This is a genomic window from Gryllotalpicola koreensis (assembly GCF_039538185.1).
GTDB classification, from domain to species: Bacteria; Actinomycetota; Actinomycetes; order Actinomycetales; family Microbacteriaceae; genus Gryllotalpicola; species Gryllotalpicola koreensis.
On the sequence record NZ_BAABBW010000004.1, the window covers coordinates 16,377 to 36,050 of the forward strand.

Annotated in this window: 39 protein-coding genes; 38 read left to right on the forward strand and 1 reads right to left on the reverse strand. The window is 65.9% G+C overall.

What is annotated here, in order from left to right; all coding sequences use genetic code 11:
- Window positions 1-24 precede the first annotated feature (24 nt).
- From ABD708_RS19490 to ABD708_RS11750, 24 genes are all read left to right on the forward strand, one after another.
- Window positions 25-228, forward strand: a complete 204-nt coding sequence (locus ABD708_RS19490) for a helix-turn-helix transcriptional regulator (protein WP_425553289.1) — start codon at window positions 25-27, stop codon at window positions 226-228.
- Window positions 225-977 carry a Rha family transcriptional regulator gene (locus ABD708_RS11640; protein ID WP_344754584.1) on the forward strand — a complete coding sequence of 251 codons (753 nt, stop codon included), beginning with the start codon at window positions 225-227 and terminating at the stop codon, window positions 975-977. Before ABD708_RS19490 ends, ABD708_RS11640 begins: the two co-directional genes overlap by 4 nt.
- Window positions 974-1,261, forward strand: coding sequence for a hypothetical protein (locus tag ABD708_RS11645; RefSeq protein WP_344754586.1), 288 nt, complete (start codon window positions 974-976; stop codon window positions 1,259-1,261). The genes ABD708_RS11640 and ABD708_RS11645 overlap by 4 nt, the downstream gene beginning before the upstream one ends.
- A complete protein-coding gene (locus ABD708_RS11650; protein ID WP_344754588.1) occupies window positions 1,258-1,458 on the forward strand; it encodes a helix-turn-helix domain-containing protein in 201 nt (66 codons plus the stop codon). Before ABD708_RS11645 ends, ABD708_RS11650 begins: the two co-directional genes overlap by 4 nt.
- 64 nt (window positions 1,459-1,522) lie before the next feature.
- Window positions 1,523-1,825 (forward strand): hypothetical protein, encoded by a 303-nt coding sequence (locus ABD708_RS11655; protein WP_344754590.1) that lies wholly within the window; start codon window positions 1,523-1,525, stop codon window positions 1,823-1,825.
- A 2-nt stretch (window positions 1,826-1,827) separates the two neighbouring features.
- The gene (locus ABD708_RS11660) at window positions 1,828-2,037 is read left to right on the forward strand and encodes a hypothetical protein (protein WP_344754592.1); all 210 of its coding nucleotides are present in this window, start codon (window positions 1,828-1,830) and stop codon (window positions 2,035-2,037) included.
- Window positions 2,034-2,261, forward strand: a complete 228-nt coding sequence (locus tag ABD708_RS11665; protein ID WP_344754594.1) for a hypothetical protein — start codon at window positions 2,034-2,036, stop codon at window positions 2,259-2,261. Before ABD708_RS11660 ends, ABD708_RS11665 begins: the two co-directional genes overlap by 4 nt.
- A complete protein-coding gene (locus ABD708_RS11670) occupies window positions 2,251-2,457 on the forward strand; it encodes a hypothetical protein (RefSeq protein ID WP_344754596.1) in 207 nt (68 codons plus the stop codon). The genes ABD708_RS11665 and ABD708_RS11670 overlap by 11 nt, the downstream gene beginning before the upstream one ends.
- Window positions 2,454-2,615 carry a hypothetical protein gene (locus ABD708_RS11675; RefSeq protein ID WP_344754598.1) on the forward strand — a complete coding sequence of 54 codons (162 nt, stop codon included), beginning with the start codon at window positions 2,454-2,456 and terminating at the stop codon, window positions 2,613-2,615. Before ABD708_RS11670 ends, ABD708_RS11675 begins: the two co-directional genes overlap by 4 nt.
- Entirely contained in the window at window positions 2,612-3,862 is a 1,251-nt protein-coding gene (locus ABD708_RS11680; RefSeq protein ID WP_344754599.1) for an AAA family ATPase, read from the forward strand. Before ABD708_RS11675 ends, ABD708_RS11680 begins: the two co-directional genes overlap by 4 nt.
- Window positions 3,862-4,080, forward strand: coding sequence for a hypothetical protein (locus tag ABD708_RS11685; RefSeq protein WP_344754600.1), 219 nt, complete (start codon window positions 3,862-3,864; stop codon window positions 4,078-4,080). Before ABD708_RS11680 ends, ABD708_RS11685 begins: the two co-directional genes overlap by 1 nt.
- 2 nt (window positions 4,081-4,082) lie before the next feature.
- Window positions 4,083-4,304 (forward strand): alpha-protein kinase family protein, encoded by a 222-nt coding sequence (locus tag ABD708_RS11690; RefSeq protein WP_344754602.1) that lies wholly within the window; start codon window positions 4,083-4,085, stop codon window positions 4,302-4,304.
- A complete protein-coding gene (locus tag ABD708_RS11695; RefSeq protein ID WP_344754604.1) occupies window positions 4,301-4,567 on the forward strand; it encodes a hypothetical protein in 267 nt (88 codons plus the stop codon). Before ABD708_RS11690 ends, ABD708_RS11695 begins: the two co-directional genes overlap by 4 nt.
- Window positions 4,561-4,770, forward strand: a complete 210-nt coding sequence (locus ABD708_RS11700) for a hypothetical protein (RefSeq protein ID WP_344754606.1) — start codon at window positions 4,561-4,563, stop codon at window positions 4,768-4,770. Before ABD708_RS11695 ends, ABD708_RS11700 begins: the two co-directional genes overlap by 7 nt.
- Window positions 4,754-5,371: a hypothetical protein gene (locus ABD708_RS11705; protein WP_344754607.1), complete on the forward strand. Its 618-nt coding sequence runs from the start codon at window positions 4,754-4,756 to the stop codon at window positions 5,369-5,371. The genes ABD708_RS11700 and ABD708_RS11705 overlap by 17 nt, the downstream gene beginning before the upstream one ends.
- Window positions 5,368-6,195 (forward strand): hypothetical protein, encoded by an 828-nt coding sequence (locus ABD708_RS11710; protein WP_344754608.1) that lies wholly within the window; start codon window positions 5,368-5,370, stop codon window positions 6,193-6,195. The genes ABD708_RS11705 and ABD708_RS11710 overlap by 4 nt, the downstream gene beginning before the upstream one ends.
- Window positions 6,188-6,622 carry a hypothetical protein gene (locus ABD708_RS11715; protein WP_344754609.1) on the forward strand — a complete coding sequence of 145 codons (435 nt, stop codon included), beginning with the start codon at window positions 6,188-6,190 and terminating at the stop codon, window positions 6,620-6,622. The genes ABD708_RS11710 and ABD708_RS11715 overlap by 8 nt, the downstream gene beginning before the upstream one ends.
- Window positions 6,623-6,627: 5 nt before the next feature.
- Window positions 6,628-6,792 (forward strand): hypothetical protein, encoded by a 165-nt coding sequence (locus ABD708_RS11720; protein WP_344754611.1) that lies wholly within the window; start codon window positions 6,628-6,630, stop codon window positions 6,790-6,792.
- A gap of 79 nt (window positions 6,793-6,871) precedes the next feature.
- Window positions 6,872-7,477: a RuvC family protein gene (locus ABD708_RS11725; RefSeq protein WP_344754613.1), complete on the forward strand. Its 606-nt coding sequence runs from the start codon at window positions 6,872-6,874 to the stop codon at window positions 7,475-7,477.
- On the forward strand, window positions 7,474-7,704 hold the full coding sequence (locus ABD708_RS11730) for a hypothetical protein (protein ID WP_344754615.1): 231 nt from the start codon (window positions 7,474-7,476) through the stop codon (window positions 7,702-7,704). The genes ABD708_RS11725 and ABD708_RS11730 overlap by 4 nt, the downstream gene beginning before the upstream one ends.
- Window positions 7,701-10,268 carry a DNA methyltransferase gene (locus ABD708_RS11735; RefSeq protein ID WP_344754616.1) on the forward strand — a complete coding sequence of 856 codons (2,568 nt, stop codon included), beginning with the start codon at window positions 7,701-7,703 and terminating at the stop codon, window positions 10,266-10,268. Before ABD708_RS11730 ends, ABD708_RS11735 begins: the two co-directional genes overlap by 4 nt.
- Window positions 10,265-10,939: a hypothetical protein gene (locus ABD708_RS11740; protein ID WP_344754618.1), complete on the forward strand. Its 675-nt coding sequence runs from the start codon at window positions 10,265-10,267 to the stop codon at window positions 10,937-10,939. The genes ABD708_RS11735 and ABD708_RS11740 overlap by 4 nt, the downstream gene beginning before the upstream one ends.
- Entirely contained in the window at window positions 10,936-11,178 is a 243-nt protein-coding gene (locus tag ABD708_RS11745) for a hypothetical protein (RefSeq protein ID WP_344754620.1), read from the forward strand. The genes ABD708_RS11740 and ABD708_RS11745 overlap by 4 nt, the downstream gene beginning before the upstream one ends.
- Entirely contained in the window at window positions 11,175-12,959 is a 1,785-nt protein-coding gene (locus tag ABD708_RS11750; protein ID WP_344754622.1) for a DNA cytosine methyltransferase, read from the forward strand. Before ABD708_RS11745 ends, ABD708_RS11750 begins: the two co-directional genes overlap by 4 nt.
- A gap of 11 nt (window positions 12,960-12,970) precedes the next feature.
- Here ABD708_RS11750 and ABD708_RS11755 read toward each other — a convergent pair whose 3' ends face one another.
- Entirely contained in the window at window positions 12,971-13,267 is a 297-nt protein-coding gene (locus ABD708_RS11755; RefSeq protein WP_344754624.1) for a hypothetical protein, read from the reverse strand.
- Between the two features lie 50 nt (window positions 13,268-13,317).
- On the opposite strand from ABD708_RS11755, the gene ABD708_RS11760 reads away from it, so the two are divergent.
- From ABD708_RS11760 to ABD708_RS11825, 14 genes are all read left to right on the forward strand, one after another.
- Complete coding sequence (locus ABD708_RS11760) at window positions 13,318-13,767, forward strand: HNH endonuclease (protein WP_344754626.1); 450 nt, start codon at window positions 13,318-13,320, stop codon at window positions 13,765-13,767.
- On the forward strand, window positions 13,767-14,141 hold the full coding sequence (locus ABD708_RS11765; protein WP_344754628.1) for a hypothetical protein: 375 nt from the start codon (window positions 13,767-13,769) through the stop codon (window positions 14,139-14,141). Before ABD708_RS11760 ends, ABD708_RS11765 begins: the two co-directional genes overlap by 1 nt.
- Window positions 14,142-14,289: 148 nt before the next feature.
- Window positions 14,290-14,490: a hypothetical protein gene (locus ABD708_RS11770; protein ID WP_344754630.1), complete on the forward strand. Its 201-nt coding sequence runs from the start codon at window positions 14,290-14,292 to the stop codon at window positions 14,488-14,490.
- Window positions 14,487-14,768, forward strand: a complete 282-nt coding sequence (locus tag ABD708_RS11775; protein ID WP_344754632.1) for a hypothetical protein — start codon at window positions 14,487-14,489, stop codon at window positions 14,766-14,768. Before ABD708_RS11770 ends, ABD708_RS11775 begins: the two co-directional genes overlap by 4 nt.
- Window positions 14,765-15,043 carry a hypothetical protein gene (locus ABD708_RS11780; protein WP_344754634.1) on the forward strand — a complete coding sequence of 93 codons (279 nt, stop codon included), beginning with the start codon at window positions 14,765-14,767 and terminating at the stop codon, window positions 15,041-15,043. Before ABD708_RS11775 ends, ABD708_RS11780 begins: the two co-directional genes overlap by 4 nt.
- Complete coding sequence (locus ABD708_RS11785; protein WP_344754636.1) at window positions 15,040-15,561, forward strand: single-stranded DNA-binding protein; 522 nt, start codon at window positions 15,040-15,042, stop codon at window positions 15,559-15,561. Before ABD708_RS11780 ends, ABD708_RS11785 begins: the two co-directional genes overlap by 4 nt.
- Window positions 15,562-15,575: 14 nt before the next feature.
- A complete protein-coding gene (locus tag ABD708_RS11790) occupies window positions 15,576-15,827 on the forward strand; it encodes a hypothetical protein (protein ID WP_344754638.1) in 252 nt (83 codons plus the stop codon).
- Between the two features lie 58 nt (window positions 15,828-15,885).
- Window positions 15,886-16,548, forward strand: coding sequence for a hypothetical protein (locus tag ABD708_RS11795; protein WP_344754640.1), 663 nt, complete (start codon window positions 15,886-15,888; stop codon window positions 16,546-16,548).
- Complete coding sequence (locus tag ABD708_RS11800) at window positions 16,541-16,909, forward strand: DUF4326 domain-containing protein (RefSeq protein WP_344754642.1); 369 nt, start codon at window positions 16,541-16,543, stop codon at window positions 16,907-16,909. Before ABD708_RS11795 ends, ABD708_RS11800 begins: the two co-directional genes overlap by 8 nt.
- Window positions 16,909-17,241 (forward strand): hypothetical protein, encoded by a 333-nt coding sequence (locus ABD708_RS11805; protein WP_344754644.1) that lies wholly within the window; start codon window positions 16,909-16,911, stop codon window positions 17,239-17,241. Before ABD708_RS11800 ends, ABD708_RS11805 begins: the two co-directional genes overlap by 1 nt.
- A complete protein-coding gene (locus ABD708_RS11810; protein WP_344754646.1) occupies window positions 17,238-17,810 on the forward strand; it encodes a 2'-5' RNA ligase family protein in 573 nt (190 codons plus the stop codon). Before ABD708_RS11805 ends, ABD708_RS11810 begins: the two co-directional genes overlap by 4 nt.
- A complete protein-coding gene (locus ABD708_RS11815) occupies window positions 17,807-18,328 on the forward strand; it encodes an ASCH domain-containing protein (protein WP_344754648.1) in 522 nt (173 codons plus the stop codon). Before ABD708_RS11810 ends, ABD708_RS11815 begins: the two co-directional genes overlap by 4 nt.
- The gene (locus tag ABD708_RS11820) at window positions 18,325-18,669 is read left to right on the forward strand and encodes a hypothetical protein (protein ID WP_344754650.1); all 345 of its coding nucleotides are present in this window, start codon (window positions 18,325-18,327) and stop codon (window positions 18,667-18,669) included. The genes ABD708_RS11815 and ABD708_RS11820 overlap by 4 nt, the downstream gene beginning before the upstream one ends.
- 198 nt (window positions 18,670-18,867) lie before the next feature.
- Window positions 18,868-19,569 (forward strand): hypothetical protein, encoded by a 702-nt coding sequence (locus ABD708_RS11825; protein WP_344754652.1) that lies wholly within the window; start codon window positions 18,868-18,870, stop codon window positions 19,567-19,569.
- Window positions 19,570-19,674: the final 105 nt, after the last annotated feature.

Sequence of the window (19,674 nt, forward strand, 5' to 3'; positions counted from 1 at the left end):
GATTGAAACAGTTTGGCGGAAGCGATGACGCAGAACCTTGAGCCGCCGAAGCCCCGGCTCCTCTCTTACGACGATGTCTCAGAACTCACCGGCCTCACCCCCGCAACCCTGCGGTGGCTTCGCCAGCAGGGCCGCGGCCCGCGGGGATTCAAACTCGGCCGCCGTGTTCGTTTCTATGAAACGGACGTCTGGGCGTGGATCGAAAAGCGCCGGAGCGAAGCGGCATGAGCGACCTGGAGATCTTCACGCACGACGGCGCGCTGGTAGTCGCCTCGGACACCATCGCGTCCGGCGCCGGTGTCGAGCACCGCGCTGTGCTCCAGCTCATCGGCAACAACATTGCCGACTTCGAGGAGTTCGGACAGGTCGCATTTGAAATGCGAGCTGGCTACAACAACGCGCGAGTCCGCGTGGCGCTTCTCAACGAGCAGCAGGCGACTCTGCTGATGACTTACCAGCGGAACACTGAGCAGGTCCGCACCTTCAAGAAGGCGCTCGTGAAGGCGTTCTTCGAGATGGCGCACAGGATCGCCGTGCCGCAGTCCCTCCCTGAGGCGCTCCGCGCCTACGCCCTCGAGGTCGAGCATCGCGAGGCGCTCGAAGCGAAGATCGCCCAGGACGCACCGAAGATCGCCTACGTCGAGATGTTCGTGGCGTGCGAAGATCTTCGCCTCTTGCGCAACGTCGCCAAATCCATCGGCGTTCAGGAGAGCGCACTCCGGGACGCTCTGATCTCGCACCGGTGGATGTACGCCGAGCACATCGAGCGGTGGTCAGCCACTAAGCGCGCCAAGGAGATCGTGACCCGCTATTCGGCGTACGCCGACAAGCGCGATTACTTCCGCCCTGTCCCGAACCATGACGCGCCCCGTTTCAAGGGCGAGGTCATGCACACGCTCAAGATCACCCCTCAGGGTGCCGCGGCGATTGCCCGCGCGGCTGCCGCATGGGGCCTCGCCGCGAAGGACGCAGCATGAGCACCCTGCACTTGTGGCGCGCAATTGCCCTTGAAGACCAGCACCTCGACTGGACTGACGAGATCTTCGTCACGGTCGGCGACACGCTCGGACGCCAGTCCGGTTACCTGTCGCGTTCAGCCGCTGTGGATGCGGGAAAGCGGTCCGGCCTCAAGTTCAAGGTCGTGAAGTCCGATCCGATCACCTTCCCCATAGACCCTGACGTCGAGGCGATCGAGCTCCGGGCGCAGGTCGCAGGGCTCAAGGAGCAGCTCGCGCAGATCAGGTCCGGTGATCGACCGTGACGACCTGGCTCAGCCCGACGCAGGTGTCTGAGATCACCGGCATCAGCGAGGTCAACCTCCAGGCCATGCGGTATCGCCGCCGCGGCATCCCCTTCTACAAGCCGGACTCGAAGACGGTCCGCTACGACGCCGACGAGGTGGAGGCGTACATGCGCTCCAAGGTCGTCAGGCCGATCGCCCGCCCCAACGCGGCATAGCCGCCCTCACCAAGCAGTAGGCCCCCGTTGCAGCGGGGGCCGACAGAGAAGAAAGGCACCACAGATGCCCAAGTTCCCCTCAGCGGACACTGTAGCGGACGATACCCGCCCTGTGTTCGAGACGGTGATCGGCCACGGCTCCCTGCTCCGGGTCGGTGACGGGTTCCTGGTTCAGCAGACGCGCCCCGTGCGGTCGCAGCTGAATCCGACGTTCGTGACCAACGTTCCGCAAACCGTGGCCCACCTGCACCTCACTCCTGAGGAGGCGCGGCAGTGGATGAGCGCCTTGGCGGACTTCGCGTACCCCCAGGACGAGCCGGTCGACGTCGATCTGCTGCTCGCTGAGGCCGCGGAAGCGGAGGTGTGACTGTGACCGACGTCGCAACGTTCATCCCTGACCCGAGCAGCGTCAACGTGTACGAGTCGGAGACGCTCGTGAAGGCCACGCCCCTCATCCCGAAGGAGGAGTTGGACGCCCGATGCGTGGCGACCGTCCGGGCGCGTAACGCGGAGGACGCGGCGGCGCAGATCCTCGCGTTGCTCGGTCTTCCACAGATGGCCTTCGGGAGGTCGGCGTGACCACGACCAGGACGCCGAGCATGGACACGGTTCCGCTCGCGGTCGCGCAGCTCGAGGAGAAGCCGGACAGCGTCCCGGTGCCCGTGGGTCAGAAGCTCCCGAAGTTGCACCGCGGCCTGACGGTGCGCGGGCAGGAGAACCTCGCGATCGCGACCGGCTCGGGGATCATCCTCATCGCCGGTGCCCTCGGCTACGTGATCGAGGCGATGACCCATGTCCACTAGCGGCGCCCAGGTCAAGGACGTGTGGATCTACGTCGAGTGCGACTGCGACCCAGCCAACGGCCGCGAGCACACGTGCGATTGGCATGGCGGCGTGGACGCGACCATCGACCCGGAAGACCCGCTCAACGGCATGGACGCCGTGTGGAAGTGCCCCGCTTGCGGGTGCGAGCACGAGGAGCCGGAGGGCACCTGGTGAAGCTCGCCGCCTTCGTTCTCCTGCTGATCGGCGCCGCAGGCGCGATCACTGCCCTCTTCGAGCCGGCCACCTGGTGGTACCTGCTCGCCTTCATCGCCGGGTTCACCGGCCTCTTCATCGCGTGCGTGCACGCATTCACGAACAAGGAATCCAAATGAGTCTCACGATCACACGCTTCTCCGCGGCCAACTTCAAGCGGCTCGTCGCCGTCGACATCACGCCCGAGTCGAACGTCGTCGTCCTGTCGGGGAAGAACCGTCAGGGCAAGACGAGCATCCTCGACGGCATCTTCGCCGTCCTGAAGGGCGCGAAGGTCTCCAAGGAGACTTCGCAGCCGATCCGCGACGGGCAGGACGCCGCGTGGGTTCGCCTCGAGATCAGTGACGAGCACGGCGACGTGAAGTACGTCGCCACCCGCAGGTGGACGAAGGACGACGCGGGGACGCTGACCATCGAGTCGGGCGACGGCGCGAAGTACGGTTCCCCGCAGCAGATCCTCGACGGCTTGTTCTCGCTCGTGTCGTTCGACCCGCAGTCGTTCCTCGAGCTCGGCTCGACCGCTCAGGTCAACGAGTTGGTGCGCGCGCTGGGCCCGTCGCTGCCGTTCGACCCGGATCAGCTCGCCGCGGAGCGCAAGGGCGTGTTCGACCGTCGCACCGAGGTGAACCGCAAGGTCAAGGAGCTTGAGGGGCAGCTCGCGGGCTTCCCTGACGTGGACCCGGAGCTTCCCGCGGAGGAGGTGTCGGCGCGTGATCTGCTCGACGAACTGAACCGGGCGCGCGAGGTCAACGACGAGATCGCGCGAGCTATGCGCCGCCTCGAGCTCGCACAGACCGCAGTGGAGGACGCTGAGCGGGCACTCGCCCGCGCACAGAGCGAGCACAAGGTCGCGTTCGCCGCGCTGCAGGATCTCCCCGAGTACGTCGACACGACGCCGCTCGCGGACAAGATCGAGAACCTCGACAAGTTGAACGCCCGGATCCGCGCGCAGAACGACCGCGCCCGCGTCGCTAGCACGCTGTCCTCGCTGAAGAACGAGGTCGCGGGCTACACGCTCAAGCTGCAGGAGATCGACCGCACGAAGGCTGAGGGCATCGCCCGGGCGAAGTTTCCGGTGCCTGAGCTGTCGTTCGACGACAACGGCGTCACGTTCAACGGGCGTGTGCTCACGCAGGCGTCGACCGAGGAGCAGTACCGGGCCGCGTTCGGTGTCGCACTCGCCTCGAACCCTGAGCTGCGGGTGTGCCGCATCGACCGGGGTGAGTCGATCGACTCCGAGTCGCTGAAGATCATCGGCGAGCTGGCTGATGAGTTCGGGGTCCAGGTGTGGATCACGCGCGTCACGGACGGTCAGCCGGTCGGCATCGTCATCGAGGCGGGCGAAGTCGCGGAGGTGGCGGAGTAGTGGCCGCGCGCACTCCGGCGCAGATTGCCGACGACCTACTGCGCCAGCACGAGATCGACAACGGAGAACCTGCGCGCATCACCGATGCGCTGAGCTCCGACGACCTCCGCCTCTGGATGATCGACGCCGCACGCGAGGCGTATCGCGAGGCCAGCCGTCTCATCCTCTCCAGCCTTGGCGACAACGCCCAGGCCCCCACCGACCCGAAGGAGCAGTAGACATGAGCACCACCGCACGCAAGGCCCGCAAGCGCATTCAGCGCGAGACCGGCACCAAGTACCAGCACACGCCGAAGACCCGCACGGTCGCGTACGAGGACCGCGCCCGCCGCATCGTGTGGCTGCCGTGGAAGAACCCCGCGGAGCAGGCCAAGCAGGCGAAGCAGGTCCAGACGCAGGCGGCCGCCGGGTTCCTCGCTCGGTTCAACCGGAGGCTGCCATGAACCACAGGGACGAGGCCACCCGACTCATCGCGCGGGAGGGATTTCAGAGCATCGGCTACGAGACCTCCGATGCCCAGCACATCATGAACATGCTGGAGGCGCATGCGCACGCGACGCTCGAGCTCGCTGAGCAGCAGCGCACCGCAAACCTCATCGCGCTCGCTGAGTTCGAGATGCCGCAGGCCGCGGAGGCTCTCCGCATGGAGGCGAAGCTCATCAGTGGCGCCGACCAGATCTCGCGAAGAGCAGCGGACCTGTGGTGAACCTTGCACCCGTCGTCAGCATCAGCCCTGGAACCGGCAAGCACGTCTCCCGGTTTCCCGCCGACCTCACCTGGCTCACGGCGCGCGTCGGACTCGACCGCTCCACCTTCGACCCGAACATCCATGCCGGCGTCACGGGCGCCCAGATCCCGCGCCGCAAGCGCCCCGCACACAGGAAGGGGAACCATGCCCGACTGGCGTGACCGGATCATCAACCCGGGCGACGACCGTCTCGCGTGGGAGGCCGCGCGCCGCGGGATCGTCGGCGCATCGGATGTGGCGCACTACGCGCGGGCGTCGTCGATCGACAAGTACGTGGCGGCGAAGCTGCGTGAGGATCACTTCGGTGGCAACGAGCGCACGGAGCTGGGCCACCGGTTCGAGCCGATGATGCTCGCCTACGCGGGCATCCCGCAGAACACGGCACTCATCGCGCACCCGGTCATCGAGGGCATCGCGGCAACACCGGACGGCATCCTCGAGGATCCGGATGGGCGTGTCGTGCTCGCTGAGTGCAAGGCCCGTGTCGGGCGGATCGCGGACGGGCCCAGCACTGCCGAGTGGCGGCAGCTCGCCACCCAGTTCGAGGTCATGCCGGAGGCGATCCGCACGCACTTCCTGTGGTGCACCCTCATCAAGCAGGACGGCGAATGGGTCATCCGCGGCAGCGATATCCACGAGCTGATCATCCCCCGCGACCACCCGCGCATCATCGCCGCGCGGGACCAGTCGTTCCCTCTCGCCATCGAAGTATCCGCGCGGCTGCAGGTCGCACTCGAGTTCAAGGAGGCGCTCACTGCATGAGCACCGAAATCACCCCCTACGGCGCGTCCTCGATGGGCGAGCGTCAGGAGTACGCGCGGACCATCGCGCAGGCCGGCGAGCTGATCCCCCGCGGCCTGTGGTCGCCCATGCGAAAGCAGGACGGCACGATGGGTCCGCCGGCGCCGAACGCCGCGAAAGTCCTCCTGGTCATGGAGTACGGCGCGATGCTCGGCTTCCACCCGATCGCCGCCCTGTCGAACATCGCTGTGATCGACGGCAAGCCCGCGATGTCTGCCCAGCTCATGGCCGCGAAGGTGCGCTCGAGCGGCGTCAAGCTGCGCGTCACCACGCAGGGTTCGTGGAAGGACGGCACGTTCGAGGCGATCGCTGAGCTGATCCGCCCCGATGACCCCGACTTCACGTTCCGTGCGGTGTGGACCCGCGAGCGCGCTGAGCGTGCCGGGCTGCTGAACAAGGACAACTGGAAGCACTACGGCGAGAACATGGCGAAGGCCCGCGCGATCAGCGAGGTCGCCCGTGAAGGCGCGCAGGACTATCTGCTCGGCGTCGTGTACACGCCTGAGGAGCTCGGCGCGGCCGTCGATGAAGGCGGCCAGGTGATTGAGGGCGAAATCGAACCGTCCGAGCCGTCGCGTGACTGGGCGCAGCTCCTCCAGAACGAGACAGATATCGAGCAGGTCAAGGTCCTGATCTCGCAGGCGCGTGAAGCGGGCGAGATGACCGACAAGCTGCAGTCGCTGGCGTTCGCGCGCATGGGCTCGCTCGCTCGCGAGCAGCAGGCGCCTGTGCGCTTCGAGCCCGCGGACGATGAGCCGATCGAGGGCGAGTCCGTCGATGAGTGACCAGCTCGTGAACCACGCCAGCGGCGAGATCATCGAGCCTCGTGCGCAGGCCGAGGTGGAAGCGCTTCTGGCCGTGCCTGAAGGCTTCTACGGGCCGACGCTCGGCCCCGGCGAGGTCGCGGACATGATCGAGGCCGCCGGTGAGCTGGGCGCGCATGTCGGCCGCGTCGTCACGTTCCTGTACGAGGAGCGGCACCGCGCCGAGGAGAAGTACCAGGCGGCATTTGCTGACCACATGGTCATGCACAGCAAGCACGGCGCGGTCCTTGCTCGGCAATTCGCCATTCAGAAGACGCAGAGCGAGCTGCACGAGCTGAACCTGGCCAAAGAGAAATTGCGCTACGCAACCGAAATGCAGCGCGCGATCAGCGAACGCGCGATTGGTCTCATGTCCATCAATAAGCGGCTTCTCGGGCCGAGGGGGTGAAAGCCATGGCCATCTTGCTCTACATCCTCGCGGCGATCGGCGCAATGACCGTCCTGTTCTGGACGGCCGTCATCGCCCTGATCGTTGCAGGCGCGCTCATCGAACCCATTCAGGGGCGTCGCGTGACCCGCGAACTGAACCAGATCATCGCGAACACGCACCTCGACTGACGAGCCGGGGGTCCGAGCCGATTCCAGCGGCGCGGACCCCCTCAATCCACCACGAACTCCCTCTGTCAAAGGAACCAAGGTGAACTCACCCATTATCGGCGCGCCCGAAGACGGCGTCACCGAGCAGATCCAGTCCCCGCCGCCAATCATCTACAGCCTCGGCATTGACCTGTCCCTCACCGGGACCGGTGTCACATCAATCGGCACGGACGGCATCAAGTCCGAGCTGATCAAGTCCAGCGGGAAGCGCGGCGACTCTCTCGCTGACCGCGACTGGCGCCTGCGGGTCCTGATGAACCGGATCCTCCTGCACGCCGACATGCTGTCCACCGAATCGGTGGTCGTCATCGAGCAGCCTGCCTACTCGCAGACCGCAGGCTCACATCACGACCGGTCCGGGCTGTGGTGGCTCATCGTCCACGAACTGATCTCCGCTGACTACCGGGTTGTTGAGGTGTCCCCATCGTCGCTCAAGAAGTACGCGACAGGTAAGGGGAACGCCGCGAAGGACGCCGTTCTCGCGGCCGTCGTGAAGCGGTATCCGCACGCCGACGTGACCGACAACAACGTCGCGGACAGTCTCGTGCTCGCCGCGATGGGCGCACGGCACCTCGAGCATCCAATCGAGGAGTCGTTGCCGGTCTCGCATGGCGAGGCGCTGACGAAGGTGCGGTGGGCGGCATGAGCGAGCGCATGACGAGCGCGCGCCTGCGCGACCAGAGCATCCATGGCCTCAGCCTTGCGGACTACGGGCGACTCTCCCGCGCCGAGATGATCGGAAAGCTGCGGGCGTACGCCGAGCACGAGCGTGCTCGCGCGCAGGCGGTTCTCGAAGCGAAGGACGAGGACATCGTCGTCGAGACGTACGTCGGCGTGATCGTCGGGCGGAAGCTGGAAGAGGTCACCCAGTGACGCCCGAGCTCGCGCCGGCCACTGAGCGGCTCGAGGCGTACAACGCATTCCTGAAGGAGAAGGTCGCATTCGACCGCAGCTTCGGCTTCGAGGTCGACCCCGACGAGATCTCCCCCATCCTGAAGCCGCACCAGAAGTCGATCGTGTGGTGGGCGGTCGCAGGTGGCCGGCGCGCGATCTTCGCGAAGTTCGGTCTCGGTAAGTCCGTCATGCAGCTGGAGATCCTCCGGCTGATCACGAAGCACCGTGGTGGGCGCGCGCTGATCATCGCGCCGCTCGGCGTGCGCGGCGAGTTCATCCGCGACGGCCGCAACCTGCTCGGCGTCAACGTGACGTTCGTGCGCCACACCGACGAGGTCGGCGGCGGCGGCATCTACGTCACCAACTACGAGAGCGTGCGCGACGGGAAGCTCGACGTCGACCTGTTCACGGCCGTGAGCCTCGACGAGGCATCCGTGCTGCGCTCGTACGGGTCGAAGACCTATCAGGAGTTCCTGACCCTGTTCGACTCGATCCCGTTCCGGTTCGTCGCGACCGCCACACCCAGCCCGAACCGGTTCAAAGAGCTGATCCACTACGCCGCGTTCCTGGGCATCATGGACTCCGGTCAGGCGCTCACACGGTTCTTTCAGCGCAACTCGCAGAAGGCCAACGACCTCACCCTGTACCCGCACAAGGAGCGCGAGTTCTGGTTGTGGCTGAACACGTGGGCGACGTTCCTGCAGCGCCCGTCCGACCTCGGATTCGACGACGACGGCTACGCGCTGCCCGTGCTCAACGTGCACTGGCACACCGTCGACGTCGACGTCGCAGCTCACACGATGGACAAGGACGGGCAGGGGCACCTGTTCCGCGGCGGCGCGATGTCGCTCGCGGACACGGCGCGCGAGAAACGCATGACCCTCGAGGATCGCATCCGCCTCGCTGAACAGCTCGTCGCCGAGCACCGCAGGAGCGCGCACGACCAGGACCAGATCATCCTGTGGTGCGACCTCAACGACGAGCAGGCCGAGCTCGAGCGCATGCTCGACCGCGCCGGCCTCAGCTACTCGTCCGTGCACGGGACGCTCTCAGATGAGGAAGCCGAGCGGCGCCTCGACGCGTGGCGCGCGAAGGAGACGTACGCGCTGATTGGCAAGCCGGTGATGCTCGGGCAGGGCATGAACCTGCAGCAGGCCAACACAGCCGTCTTCGTCGGCGTCACGTACAAGTTCAACGACACGATTCAGGCCGTCCACCGCATCCACCGGTTCGGTCAGGCGCGCGACTGCGAAGTGCACATGATCGCCGCCGAGACGGAGTCCGAGGTCGTCGAGACGCTGCAGGCGAAGTGGCGCGAGCACGATGAGCTCACCGAGCGCATGTCAGACATCATCCGCGAGTTCGGGCTGTCATCGACGGCCATCAGCGCCGAGCTGACCCGCACGATGGGTGTCGAGCGGCAGGTCGAGTCGGGTGACGAGTGGACCATCGCGCTCAACGACTGTGTGGTCGAGATGATCACGCAGATGGACGAGGCGTCTGTCGATGAGATCGTGACCTCGATCCCGTTCAGCGACCAGTACGAGTACGTCGAGTCCTACAACGACTTCGGTCACGTCGACGGCGACGACCACTTCTGGGCGCAGATGGACTTCTGGTGGCCGGAGGTCTACCGGGTGCTGAAGCCGGGCCGGATCCTCGCGATCCACGTGAAGGACCGCATCAAGTTCGGAGCGGTCACAGGCGCGGGAATCCCAACACTCGGCGGATTCGAGCACCAGACGTGGCGCGAGGGCGTGAAGCACGGCTTCGACTACGTCGGCATGATCACGATCACCACCGACGTGGTGCGCGAGAACAACCAGACCTATCGCCTCTCGTACTCCGAGATGCTCAAGGACGGCACGAAGATGGGCGTCGGCACGCCCGAATACGTGCTGCTGTTCCACAAGCCGCAGACGGACCGCTCGAAGGGCTACGCCGACGAGCGCGTGGAGCACACCCGTGACACGTTCTCGCTCGTCAAGTGGCAGATCGACGCCGCCGCAGACTGGCGCTCGAGCGGCAACCGGCTGCTGACAGCCGAGGACCTCGCCGGGCTCAAGATCGATGAGTGGTCGGCGCTGTTCAAGCGCCACTCCCGCGTGAACCTCTACGACTACGCCGCTCACGTCGCGCTCGGCGAGGACATGGAGGCGCGGAAGAACCTGCCGCGCACGTTCAAGTCCCTCGACCCGGGCAGCTGGTCGCCGTGGGTGTGGGACGACGTGAACCGAATGCTCACCCTCAATGGTGAGCAGTCGCGCCGCGACCTCGAGTTCCACGTCTGCCCGCTGCAGTTCGACATCGTCGACCGCCTCATCGAGCGGTTCTCCAACCCGGGCGAGCTGATCTTCGATCCCTTCGGCGGACTCGGCACTGTGCCGCTTCGCGCCCGGAAGCTCGGCCGGCGTGGCCGCGCGAGCGAGCTCAACCCCACCTCATTCCGAGACGCGGTCATGTACCAGCACGAGATGGATCGCGCCCACGAAACCCCGTCTCTCTTCGACCTTCTCGACACCGAAAGCGAGTCAGCAGCATGACCAAGCAGACATTCACCATGAGTGCGCACGCGCTCCGCTACCTCGCCGAGGCCTCCCTCGCGGCGATCGACAAGACCGAATGGGCCACGCCGATTCTCTTGGCGGCGCACTTCGAGGTCGAGAAGGGCCGCGTGCGCGCTCTCGCCACGGACCGGTACCGCGTGCACGAGGCATTCGCAGAGACGAAGAAGGCGGCAAAGCCTCACGAGCTGCTCATCCACCACTCGGAGCTGTCCTGGGTGGTCACGACGATGAGGCAGAACCGCAAGGCTTTCGGCGGGCACGACCCGGTTGCGACCGTCGTCACAGAATTCGCTGACGAGAAAGCGGCCACGGTGACGATCACGATCTCGGGCGGAGACCTGGCGCTGAGCCGCACTGCGAAGACTGTCGCCGGCAACTTCCCTCCGGTGTGGAAGCTCCTCGATCAGGCACGCGCCGCCGAGATCTCGTCCGAGCCGAAGCTCCTGAAGCTCGCGTTTCTGAACAAGGCGCGGGCACTCTCACTCGATGGTGCCGAGACGCCTCGTCTGACCTTCACGAAGGGCACGAATCCGAACAAGCCGGGCGTCGTCATCCTCGACTTCGAGAACGCGGGCAAGGTCTACGCCACCGCGCTCATCCAGCCGAACCTCGACGTCTTCCCGCGGAAGCCCGAGGTGTCGGAATGAGCCACGACATCACCGTCACGGACTTCTATGCGAACACGCCTGACGACACCCCAAACATCCCCGCGGTCGGAACGCGCATGCTCGCAAAGCTGGCCGCAAACCAGCCTGAGCTGCTGATCGAGACCCCAAAGACGCCGTGCCAGACGGTGTCCATGGCAGGACGGCGCCGCCTGCGCCTCAGCGACGAGTCAATGGCTCTCATCGGTGACGCACTCGATCCCTCAGGGGTGACCCGTTGAGCCTCGATATCACGGTTAGCGACTTCTTCGCGGGCGCCGGCGGCTCGTCGACGGGAATGATCCAGGTGCCTGGCGTGAAGATCCGCATCGCCGCGAACCACAACAAGACCGTCACCGAGATCCACAACTGGAACCACCCGGACACGGACCACTCAGTCGTGGACCTGCACCAGGAGCGGCCGAGCTTCTTCCCCAAGACGACGATCGGCTGGTTCTCGCCGGAGTGCACGAAGTGGAGTCAGGCGAACGGGTCGAAGCTTCCCGCGATCGAAGAGGGCCTGTTCGAGGACCCGCTCAGCGATGACGTGAAGACCCGCTCGAGGCTGCTCATGTTCGACGTGCTGAAGTTCATCGAGTACCACCGCTACCGGCTCGTGTTCGTGGAGAACGTCGTCGACATTGCGACTCAGGCGCAGTACCGCACGGCATGGACGGTGTGGCGGCAGGAATTGCGCGCGCTCGGCTACAACTTCCGGGTTGTATCGCTGAACTCCATGCACGCGCAGACGTTCGGGCTGCCCGCGCCGCAGTCCCGCGACCGGATCTACATCGTCGCCTGGCCCGAAGGCGAGCGGCCGCCCGAGCTCGACCGCATCCTGCGCCCGAAGGCGTACTGCACCCGGTGTGACGTCGTCGTGGAGTCCGTGCAGTCGTTCAAGCCGAACCGCAGCGTAGGACGGTACCGCCAGGCGTACATCTACTGCTGCTCCAGGTGCGGCCGTCAGGTCGAACCCGGGTGGCTTCCCGCGGCATCCGCGATCGACTGGTCCATCCCGGGCGAGCGCATCGGCGACCGGCTCAAGCCGAAGACCCGCGCACGCATCGCCGCCGGCATCGCCCGCTACTGGGGACCACTCATCGCCGAGGCAGCAGGGAACACGTACGACGCGGCGGACCCGAAACACCCGAACCACGGCGAGCTCGAGGCGTACTACAGGGCGTGGCCGATCGAGGACGCGCTGAAGTCGCTCACCACGACCGCGACCAAAGCGCTCGTGAATCCGCTGATCGTCAACCACGTCTCCGGCTCCGACGAGTCTCGGGCGCGCGAGATCTCCGAGGTACTGCCCGCGCTCGTCGCAGGCGGCATGCACGCCTCGCTGCTCGTGCCCGTCGAGGCGCGCGACGGGAAGCAGGCACAGTCCGTTGACCAGTACCTGCGAACGCTGACCACGCGCGCGGAGACGGCGCTCGTGTCTCCGTTCCTGGCTGAGATGTACGGCACGTCGACGTCACGATCCGTGGATGATCCGATGTCGACGGTCGCAGCGGGTGGGAATCACCACATGCTCGTCGACGCGTTAGTGTCGCAGTTCCGCGATCGCGCGGACCGCAACCTCTACCCGATGACGGACCCGCTGCGCACGATCGTCGCAGATGGTGCAGCTCACGCGCTGATCCACCGGAACAACTCCCACGGTTCGCACGGATCATCGGATGCCTCGATGAGCACACCAGTCACCGAGTACCTGCGCACGATCACGACGAGCGGCAACGTCTCGCTAATCCAGCACGGGGAGATGACCGGCAAGCCGCGCGTCTCAGCCGCCGACCTGAAGGCCGCCGAAGAGCTGGTGCCCGAGGCGCTGTTCCGCATGCTCGAGCCGCACGAGATTGCGGCGGGCATGGCGTTCCCCGCCGACTACAAGTGGCAGTCGCCTGACCGTGTGAAGCCGATCTCCAAGCGTGACCTGGTGAAGGCTGCGGGGAACGCGGTCACTCCACCGTCGGCGCGCGACCTGCTCGCGACATCGGTCGAGTCGCTGGGGGTCGCCGCGTGAAGCCTGACCTGTCAGTCGACGTTGGGCGCCGGCGACTTGCGCAGAATCAATCGAACCGCGGGCTCGAGCTCGCGAAAGAGCCGTGGCGCGCCAAGACCGACCTGGGAGGCTGGGACCGCACCTCGCTCTGTCTCGCTATACGCCGTGAGGTAGCCGATTCGCACGTCACCCTCCATGACCTCCGCTTCCGCGGACACCAGTCCGAATCGAGCACGCGACGCGCGCACGACGACTGTCCTTCCATCAACGACGAGCGTGAACGGCGTTCGCTGAATCTGGGCAATGAACTGGCTTGTCAGGGCTGTCATAGTTCAATCATCGCGCCGGTTTTGGGAGAACTCCCGTCGGGATTCCGCGCATGATCGGCCCGAAGTACGAGCAGACGCAGCGCCCGAGCGCTGCTGAAGAGCAACTGGCCTACGAGCTCGTGACGCTGCGCGATCTCGGCGTGTGCGTGAAGTGCCGCCGCGTGCATCCCGTGTTTGGTGTGAACCGGGATCACCGGAAGAACAGGTCGCAGGGTGGCCTCACGCTCGCGTCGAACTTGAATCTGCTGTGCGGATCCGGGACGGACGGGTGTCACGGCTGGGTCACTGAGCATCCGCGCGAGGCGGTCGCGGAGGGCTGGGCTGTTCCGGGATGGCCCTTGGCTGATCCGCGCGAGTGGCCTGCGCGGCGTTGGGTGAAGGTCCCGGGCCGGTTCACGCTCTCGCTCGTCTGGGTGCTCTACGACGACGTCGGCGGGTTCACGCAGATCACGGAGAAGGAGGCGCGAAAGCGCATGCACGAGATGGGTTGGGACGGCTGATGGCTGATGGACTTCCCTGGTTCCGGGCGGACACGAACTTCCCGACGCACGACAAGGTGCTCGACCTGGTCGGGCTGGGGGCGAAGGGGAAGGCTGCTGCGTTCGTGTACTTCTGCTCGCTGGCGCATGCAGTCGGGCAGGGCACGGACGGCCTGATCAAGAAGGCGACGCTGCCGTTCGTGCACGGGACGGCCGCTGATGCGCGGCTCCTGGTCGACGCCCGGTTGTGGATCGTCGTCGAGGGCGGCTGGCAGATCAAGAACTTCGGCACGAGGCAGGTCGTCGGCGCTGAGGCGCAGGCAATCCACGAGGTGAAGTCGGCGGCAGGGAAGAAGGGCGCCGAGGAGAGGTGGGGCAATGCGCGGAACGCATAGCAACCCGGATAGCAGGACGGATAGCAACGCGATGGCAGGCGCATGGCAGGAAGGCGTTGTGCCAATGGCACGAACGAACGAACGAACTAACGCACGAGCTACTCACCTTTCAGAGATCCCTCACGTTGGTAACCGCGCGAGCAACCCTGTGGATAACTCCGAGCCCAAGTGGGTGATCAGCCGGGCACGGTTCCCGTGGACGGGCGAGCTGTGCTGGCGGGTGTCGCATCCGTCGCTGCCGGCGTATTTCCGTCACCGGCTGCACCTCAACACGTTCGAGGATGCAATCGCGTACGTCGACGCGAAGATCCGGGCTCAGGCTCAGATCGACCAGGAGCCGAGCGCATGAGGGTCGCGCTGAACCTTCCGGAGAAGATCTACCAGCGGCTCGTGGCCCGCGCCGAGCGGCTCGGCACGACGGTGGCGGACATCATCAGCGGCATGATCGCCGGCGACCTGTCGGGCCTCACGCTCGAGCAGCAGGTCGGCGCCCGGGTGCTTCAGGGCATGTGCGACGCGGACATTGCCGCCGAGCTGAGCCTCACGAATGCGCAGGTGAAGGACATCCGTCTGCGGCTGAAGCTCAAGGCAAACCCGCGCCCGGCCACATGGCGGCGGCACGCATGACCGTCGACGAGTACAAGCAAACGCCCGAGTACCAGGCGTGGCGGCGCGCTCATTCGTGGGGTGCCGAAATCTGGACTGGACAAGAGCCAAATACAGGCATATCTTCTCCCGCCGCTTTTCCCGAGCAGGCGCCCGTGAAGCGCCGCAAGCACCAGAAACAGCACAAGCCAACACTGGTCATTCCGGCCGACAGACAACTTGAGATCGCGATCGCAGCTCTCGAAGAGCGCGACCGCAGGAAGGCCGCAGAAGCGGCAAAGGAGGTAGCTGCATGAGCGGCGAGACGATCATCACAGTCGTGGGGAATCTCACGTCCGATCCCGATCTCCGCTACACGCAGACGGGCCTCGCGGTGGCGAACTTCACCATCGCGAGCACCCCGAAGCAGTTCGACCGTCAGTCGAACGAGTGGAAGGACGGTGAGGCGTTGTTCCTCCGCGCGAGCGCCTGGCGCGAGTTCGCCGAGCACGTCGCGGGCTCGCTCACCAAGGGCGCGCGGGTCGTTGCGACGGGCATCCTCAAGCAGCGCAATTACCAGGACCGGGACGGCCAGAACCGCGTGAGCATCGAGCTCGACGTGCAGGAGATCGGTCCGTCGCTGCGCTACGCGACCGCGCAGGTGACGCGCGCGGCGCGCAATCAGGCAGGCACGAACCAGCAAGGTCAGCAGGCGTGGACGGGTGACCAGGGCGTGACGCCCCAGGGCGCACAGCAGGAGTGGGCTGCCACGGCCCTCGGCGCCGCCGACCCGTGGCCGACGCCTGGCGGCTACAGCGACGACACGCCCTTTTGAACAGGAGGCCAACCATGACGCACACCATCAAGCCGACTGAACTCAGCGGCGAGCACATCGGCAAGCGCGTACGAGTGCAACTCTCCACGAGCGCCGTCGTCGAGGACACGCTCGTCGCGATTATGCAGTCGACTCCCACGTCGGGCCCGTGGGGTCAGGGAACATCCGTGCGATTCGCGAACCTCGCGGCCTTCGCGCCGGACCCGGCTGGCATCGATCCGGAGTCCGATGTCGTGATCCTCGATGACGAACCGGAGGTGCTGTGATGGTGTCGACGGCGATCACCACGGGCGGCAGGCTCGAGCTGACGGCCGGGGCGCGCTCGTGAGCGCGCTGGTGGACCCCGAGCAGATCGAGGCGATCGCCGAACGTCTCCCGCAGCCGAGGATGACCGAGCGCGACATGCTCGACCTTCTGCTCGATCGTTACTCGTACCAGCGCGCGGGCACCTTCGCTGACCGCTGGGTGCGTGCCGAGCACGTGCGCAATGGCATGGGATACAACGCGACCCGCATCGTCGACTTCATCGCGGCCGACAAGTATCCGGGCGTCCCCTACGGGTCATCGCTCGCACTTCACGGTCACGAGGTGAAGGTCTCGCGCTCTGACTGGCTCGTCGAGCTCCGCGACCCGGAGAAGTCGGAGGCGTTCAAGAGGTACATGCACCACTGGTGGCTTGTCATCCCAGACGCATCGATCGTGAAAAAGGGCGAGCTGCCCGCTGGATGGGGTCTGCTGGTCGCATCGAACGGAAAGCTCCGAGCCCGCGTGCGCGCGCCACGCCTCGACCCGGAGCCGCTGCCACTCGACATGACGATCTGCCTCATGTCGGCCGCGCAGAAGACCGCGCACCACGAGCACCTGCACCGCGATGCCCCGAACGCGTTCGTCGGCACGTGGGACCCGAAGTGCGGATTTTGCGGCGTGCCGGCGCCGTGCCCCGCGCACCAGCCGCGCGCGCTCGCAGGAGGGCGCACCGATGCCTGAGCGCATCCGACTGAGCCGCAAGAAGGGCTATCGCAAGCCGGAGGGCGCGATCGTCGTCGCGCGGCCATCGAAGTGGGGCAACCCGATCCGGATCGTCCCAGTGCACCGTCGCGGGCCGTTCGATCTCGAACGAGACGGGGTCGGGTTCATCGGCCAGTGCACGGACCTCGACGGTGCGCGCGCATCCGCTGTGCGGCGGTTCCGGGACCTGGTGCTGAATCACCCGGGTCTCGCGCCCAGGGTGGACGAGATCCGTACCGAACTCGCCGGCCATGACCTCGCGTGCTGGTGCCCGCTTCCCGAACCGGGCGAGCCCGACATCTGCCACGCGGCGGTCTTGCTTGAGCTGGCGAACCGCTGATGCCGATCCGTGAAAGCGAGCGGGCGCGCTACCCCGAGGACTGGAAGCAGATCAGCGACCGGATCAAGTTCGAGCGCGCGGGAAGCCGATGCGAGTGCGACGGACGCTGCGGCCGCGGCACGCACGAGGGCCGATGTCCGAACGTGCACCGCGGCCCGGCTTACGGCACCGGCTCGACGGTGATCCTCACCACCGCGCATCTCGACCACACGCCCGAGAACTGCTCCGACGACAACCTCATGGCCATGTGTCAGGGGTGCCACCTCCACTACGACCGCGAGCACCACGCGCAGACGCGCGCGGAGACGCTCGCAGGAAGGACGATCGCATGACCGCCGCTCAGAGCATCCGCCAGTTCAAGGCGGTGACCGACGCACTCGGCATCGAAGTCAGCGAGCTGGGGTGCGTCATGCTCCCCGTCAGCTCGTTCGACGTCTTCGACGGCCGCGAGGGTCTCCTCGACCAGGCCGACCTGTACACGTCCACGAACCCCGAGCACTGGTGGGTTGACGGCGCGGTGGCGGCGAAGGGCGGACACGTCACGCTGCTCTACGGTCTGCTGCAGCGCGCCTGGCAGATCGAAGATCAGGTGCGAGCCGTGCTCGCCGACTGGGAGCCGCCGGCGCAGCTCAGCGTCTCGCACGTCGAGGTGTTCGACTCCCCAGACCCGGACGAGCCGTACGGGTGCGTCGTCGCCCGCCTCGACGTGACCCGCGAGCTCGCTGACGCGCACGCCCGCCTCTCGTTCCTCCCCCACGTGGACACGTTCCCCGAGTACAAGCCGCACGTGACCCTCGCGTACGTGAAGCGCAGGAAGGCGCACGACTGGGCCGACCTGCTCAACCTCGACACGCTCACCTTCGACGTGATCCCCGAACTCGACCTGGGGAAGCGCTCGTGAGCGAGATGCGCGTGCTGACAGTTCGCCAGCCGTGGGCGACGGCCATTCTGAGGATGGGCAAGACGGTGGAGAACCGCACGAGGGACCTCACCGGCGGATACCGCGGCCCAATCGCTATCCACGCTGGCCTCGCTCAGCCGGGCCGCCGCGGCGACCGGATCGACTACGGACACGGCATCGAGGTCGAGAAGGACCTCAGCGGCTTGCTCATGCGTAGCGAGAAGTCGTGGCCGTACCGTCTCCCGCTCGGCGCGATCATCGGCGTCGTCGACCTCATCGACGTGCACGGATCAAACGATGAGCAGTGCGAGCGCTTCTCATTCTTTGGCGGGGCTCAGGGCGCGTGTTCCGACTGGGCCGAGCTGGGCGCGTGGCATTTCGAACTCGCGAACCCGCGCCCGCTCCCCCACCCGATCCCGTTCAAGGGCGCGCTCGGCCTGCGCCGACTCCCCGATGAGGTCCACGACCAGATCGTTTTCCAGCTCGCACGCGAGCACGTAGAAGGGACCAACGCATGACCACCAAGTTCCGCAAGAAGCCGGTCGAGATCGAGGCGGTTCAGCTGCGCTGGTCGACCTGGAAGGAGGTCTGCGAGTTCGTCGGCCCGAATGTCATCAACCAGATGAATCCGGGCTACTACATCGAGGCCGTCGAGGCGAGCGACACGTGCGACGAAACCGGCCCTGACTACCTCGCGATCAACGTCACCACCACCCACGGCGAGACCGCGGTCGTCCGGCACGGCGACTGGATCATCCCCGACTCGAAGCCCGACACGTTCTACCCGTGCAAGCCCGACATCTTCGAGCAGACGTATGAGGCAATTTCCGGCGGACAATCGACCGCCGCCGGGTCATAACTGTCACGCCGCCAGAGAGATAGCGTCTCGGATGTGGAACTTGCAGACGAAAGCGCTCACCGAGCTCTCGCATACATGGCCGCAGTAACGCGCAACGACCAGGAGCTCGCGACAGCGGACTTTGATGCCTACGCGAAGGCGCCTACGCGACGGAAGCCGGTAACCCTGCCCTTGCACATGAGGACGAGCATTGCTTCAGTGGCTGATGCCCTGGGCCGACAGTTCGAAGTTGAAGAAGGCGAGACGATGTCGGCGTACTTCTCTCGCCTCGGTTGGGCTACGGTTCAGCACGGCCATGTGCGTCCGACCAAACTCGGGATGGCCGTGCTTCAAGAACTCAACCGTCCCACCGTTGACGTCTCAACAGACGAGCCAGTGACGGTAGTCATTGACCCAACAGATCCGCTGGCGTACGCGCGCGTTTTCGACGTCATCACGGGACAGTCGGCGGGGATGATCGTTGATCCGTACTTGGGAACGCCGCAATTCTTCGACCTCGCCGATGTTCCGTCGGTCACGAGGATCCTGACCGGAGATCAAGACATGAGCCGGAAGCGGCCGATCTTGGCACATGGACTTGCAGCGGTCACCCGCCCGCTTGAAGTTCGATACCTCCCAGCAAAGGAACTGCACGATCGCTTCTTCATTCCGGACCTAGGCGACGTGGTGATCTTCGGCAGCAGTCTCAACACGATCTCACGGCGGCCGGGCGTTATTACCCCACTCCCCGACAAAGCTGCTTCCGAAGCCATCCGAGGGGCTTATCAGCGGCTATGGGAGAGAGCGGTCGTCATCGAACCGACGTCTACAGCCGCAGTGTCCTCGCCTGAAACGAGTAACCGGCGCGCTCGCCCGGAGAAGAAGAAGCCGCCGACGGCTGAGATTGCGTCCGAAGGCTAGTCAGCGCCGCAAGCGTCAACGTCCAACTTGGGACAGGCAGCGCTCGGCTGGTGCGCCTGTACGGCTCGCGCCGCTTCCCAGCGAAAGCATCGACCCGCGGCCGCA

Excerpts from the sequence above, each read along its gene's own strand:
- ABD708_RS19490 (WP_425553289.1), top strand. The coding sequence starts at position 25 with ATGACGCAGAACCTTGAGCCGCCGAAGCCCCGGCTCCTCTCTTACGAC.
- ABD708_RS11640 (WP_344754584.1), top strand. The coding sequence starts at position 225 with ATGAGCGACCTGGAGATCTTCACGCACGACGGCGCGCTGGTAGTCGCC.
- ABD708_RS11645 (WP_344754586.1), top strand. The coding sequence starts at position 974 with ATGAGCACCCTGCACTTGTGGCGCGCAATTGCCCTTGAAGACCAGCAC.
- ABD708_RS11655 (WP_344754590.1), top strand. The coding sequence starts at position 1,523 with ATGCCCAAGTTCCCCTCAGCGGACACTGTAGCGGACGATACCCGCCCT.
- ABD708_RS11670 (WP_344754596.1), top strand. The coding sequence starts at position 2,251 with ATGTCCACTAGCGGCGCCCAGGTCAAGGACGTGTGGATCTACGTCGAG.
- ABD708_RS11680 (WP_344754599.1), top strand. The coding sequence starts at position 2,612 with ATGAGTCTCACGATCACACGCTTCTCCGCGGCCAACTTCAAGCGGCTC.
- ABD708_RS11690 (WP_344754602.1), top strand. The coding sequence starts at position 4,083 with ATGAGCACCACCGCACGCAAGGCCCGCAAGCGCATTCAGCGCGAGACC.
- ABD708_RS11695 (WP_344754604.1), top strand. The coding sequence starts at position 4,301 with ATGAACCACAGGGACGAGGCCACCCGACTCATCGCGCGGGAGGGATTT.
- ABD708_RS11705 (WP_344754607.1), top strand. The coding sequence starts at position 4,754 with ATGCCCGACTGGCGTGACCGGATCATCAACCCGGGCGACGACCGTCTC.
- ABD708_RS11710 (WP_344754608.1), top strand. The coding sequence starts at position 5,368 with ATGAGCACCGAAATCACCCCCTACGGCGCGTCCTCGATGGGCGAGCGT.
- ABD708_RS11715 (WP_344754609.1), top strand. The coding sequence starts at position 6,188 with ATGAGTGACCAGCTCGTGAACCACGCCAGCGGCGAGATCATCGAGCCT.
- ABD708_RS11720 (WP_344754611.1), top strand. The coding sequence starts at position 6,628 with ATGGCCATCTTGCTCTACATCCTCGCGGCGATCGGCGCAATGACCGTC.
- ABD708_RS11730 (WP_344754615.1), top strand. The coding sequence starts at position 7,474 with ATGAGCGAGCGCATGACGAGCGCGCGCCTGCGCGACCAGAGCATCCAT.
- ABD708_RS11740 (WP_344754618.1), top strand. The coding sequence starts at position 10,265 with ATGACCAAGCAGACATTCACCATGAGTGCGCACGCGCTCCGCTACCTC.
- ABD708_RS11745 (WP_344754620.1), top strand. The coding sequence starts at position 10,936 with ATGAGCCACGACATCACCGTCACGGACTTCTATGCGAACACGCCTGAC.
- ABD708_RS11755 (WP_344754624.1), bottom strand. The coding sequence starts at position 13,267 with ATGACAGCCCTGACAAGCCAGTTCATTGCCCAGATTCAGCGAACGCCG.
- ABD708_RS11760 (WP_344754626.1), top strand. The coding sequence starts at position 13,318 with ATGATCGGCCCGAAGTACGAGCAGACGCAGCGCCCGAGCGCTGCTGAA.
- ABD708_RS11765 (WP_344754628.1), top strand. The coding sequence starts at position 13,767 with ATGGCTGATGGACTTCCCTGGTTCCGGGCGGACACGAACTTCCCGACG.
- ABD708_RS11775 (WP_344754632.1), top strand. The coding sequence starts at position 14,487 with ATGAGGGTCGCGCTGAACCTTCCGGAGAAGATCTACCAGCGGCTCGTG.
- ABD708_RS11780 (WP_344754634.1), top strand. The coding sequence starts at position 14,765 with ATGACCGTCGACGAGTACAAGCAAACGCCCGAGTACCAGGCGTGGCGG.
- ABD708_RS11785 (WP_344754636.1), top strand. The coding sequence starts at position 15,040 with ATGAGCGGCGAGACGATCATCACAGTCGTGGGGAATCTCACGTCCGAT.
- ABD708_RS11790 (WP_344754638.1), top strand. The coding sequence starts at position 15,576 with ATGACGCACACCATCAAGCCGACTGAACTCAGCGGCGAGCACATCGGC.
- ABD708_RS11800 (WP_344754642.1), top strand. The coding sequence starts at position 16,541 with ATGCCTGAGCGCATCCGACTGAGCCGCAAGAAGGGCTATCGCAAGCCG.
- ABD708_RS11805 (WP_344754644.1), top strand. The coding sequence starts at position 16,909 with ATGCCGATCCGTGAAAGCGAGCGGGCGCGCTACCCCGAGGACTGGAAG.
- ABD708_RS11810 (WP_344754646.1), top strand. The coding sequence starts at position 17,238 with ATGACCGCCGCTCAGAGCATCCGCCAGTTCAAGGCGGTGACCGACGCA.
- ABD708_RS11820 (WP_344754650.1), top strand. The coding sequence starts at position 18,325 with ATGACCACCAAGTTCCGCAAGAAGCCGGTCGAGATCGAGGCGGTTCAG.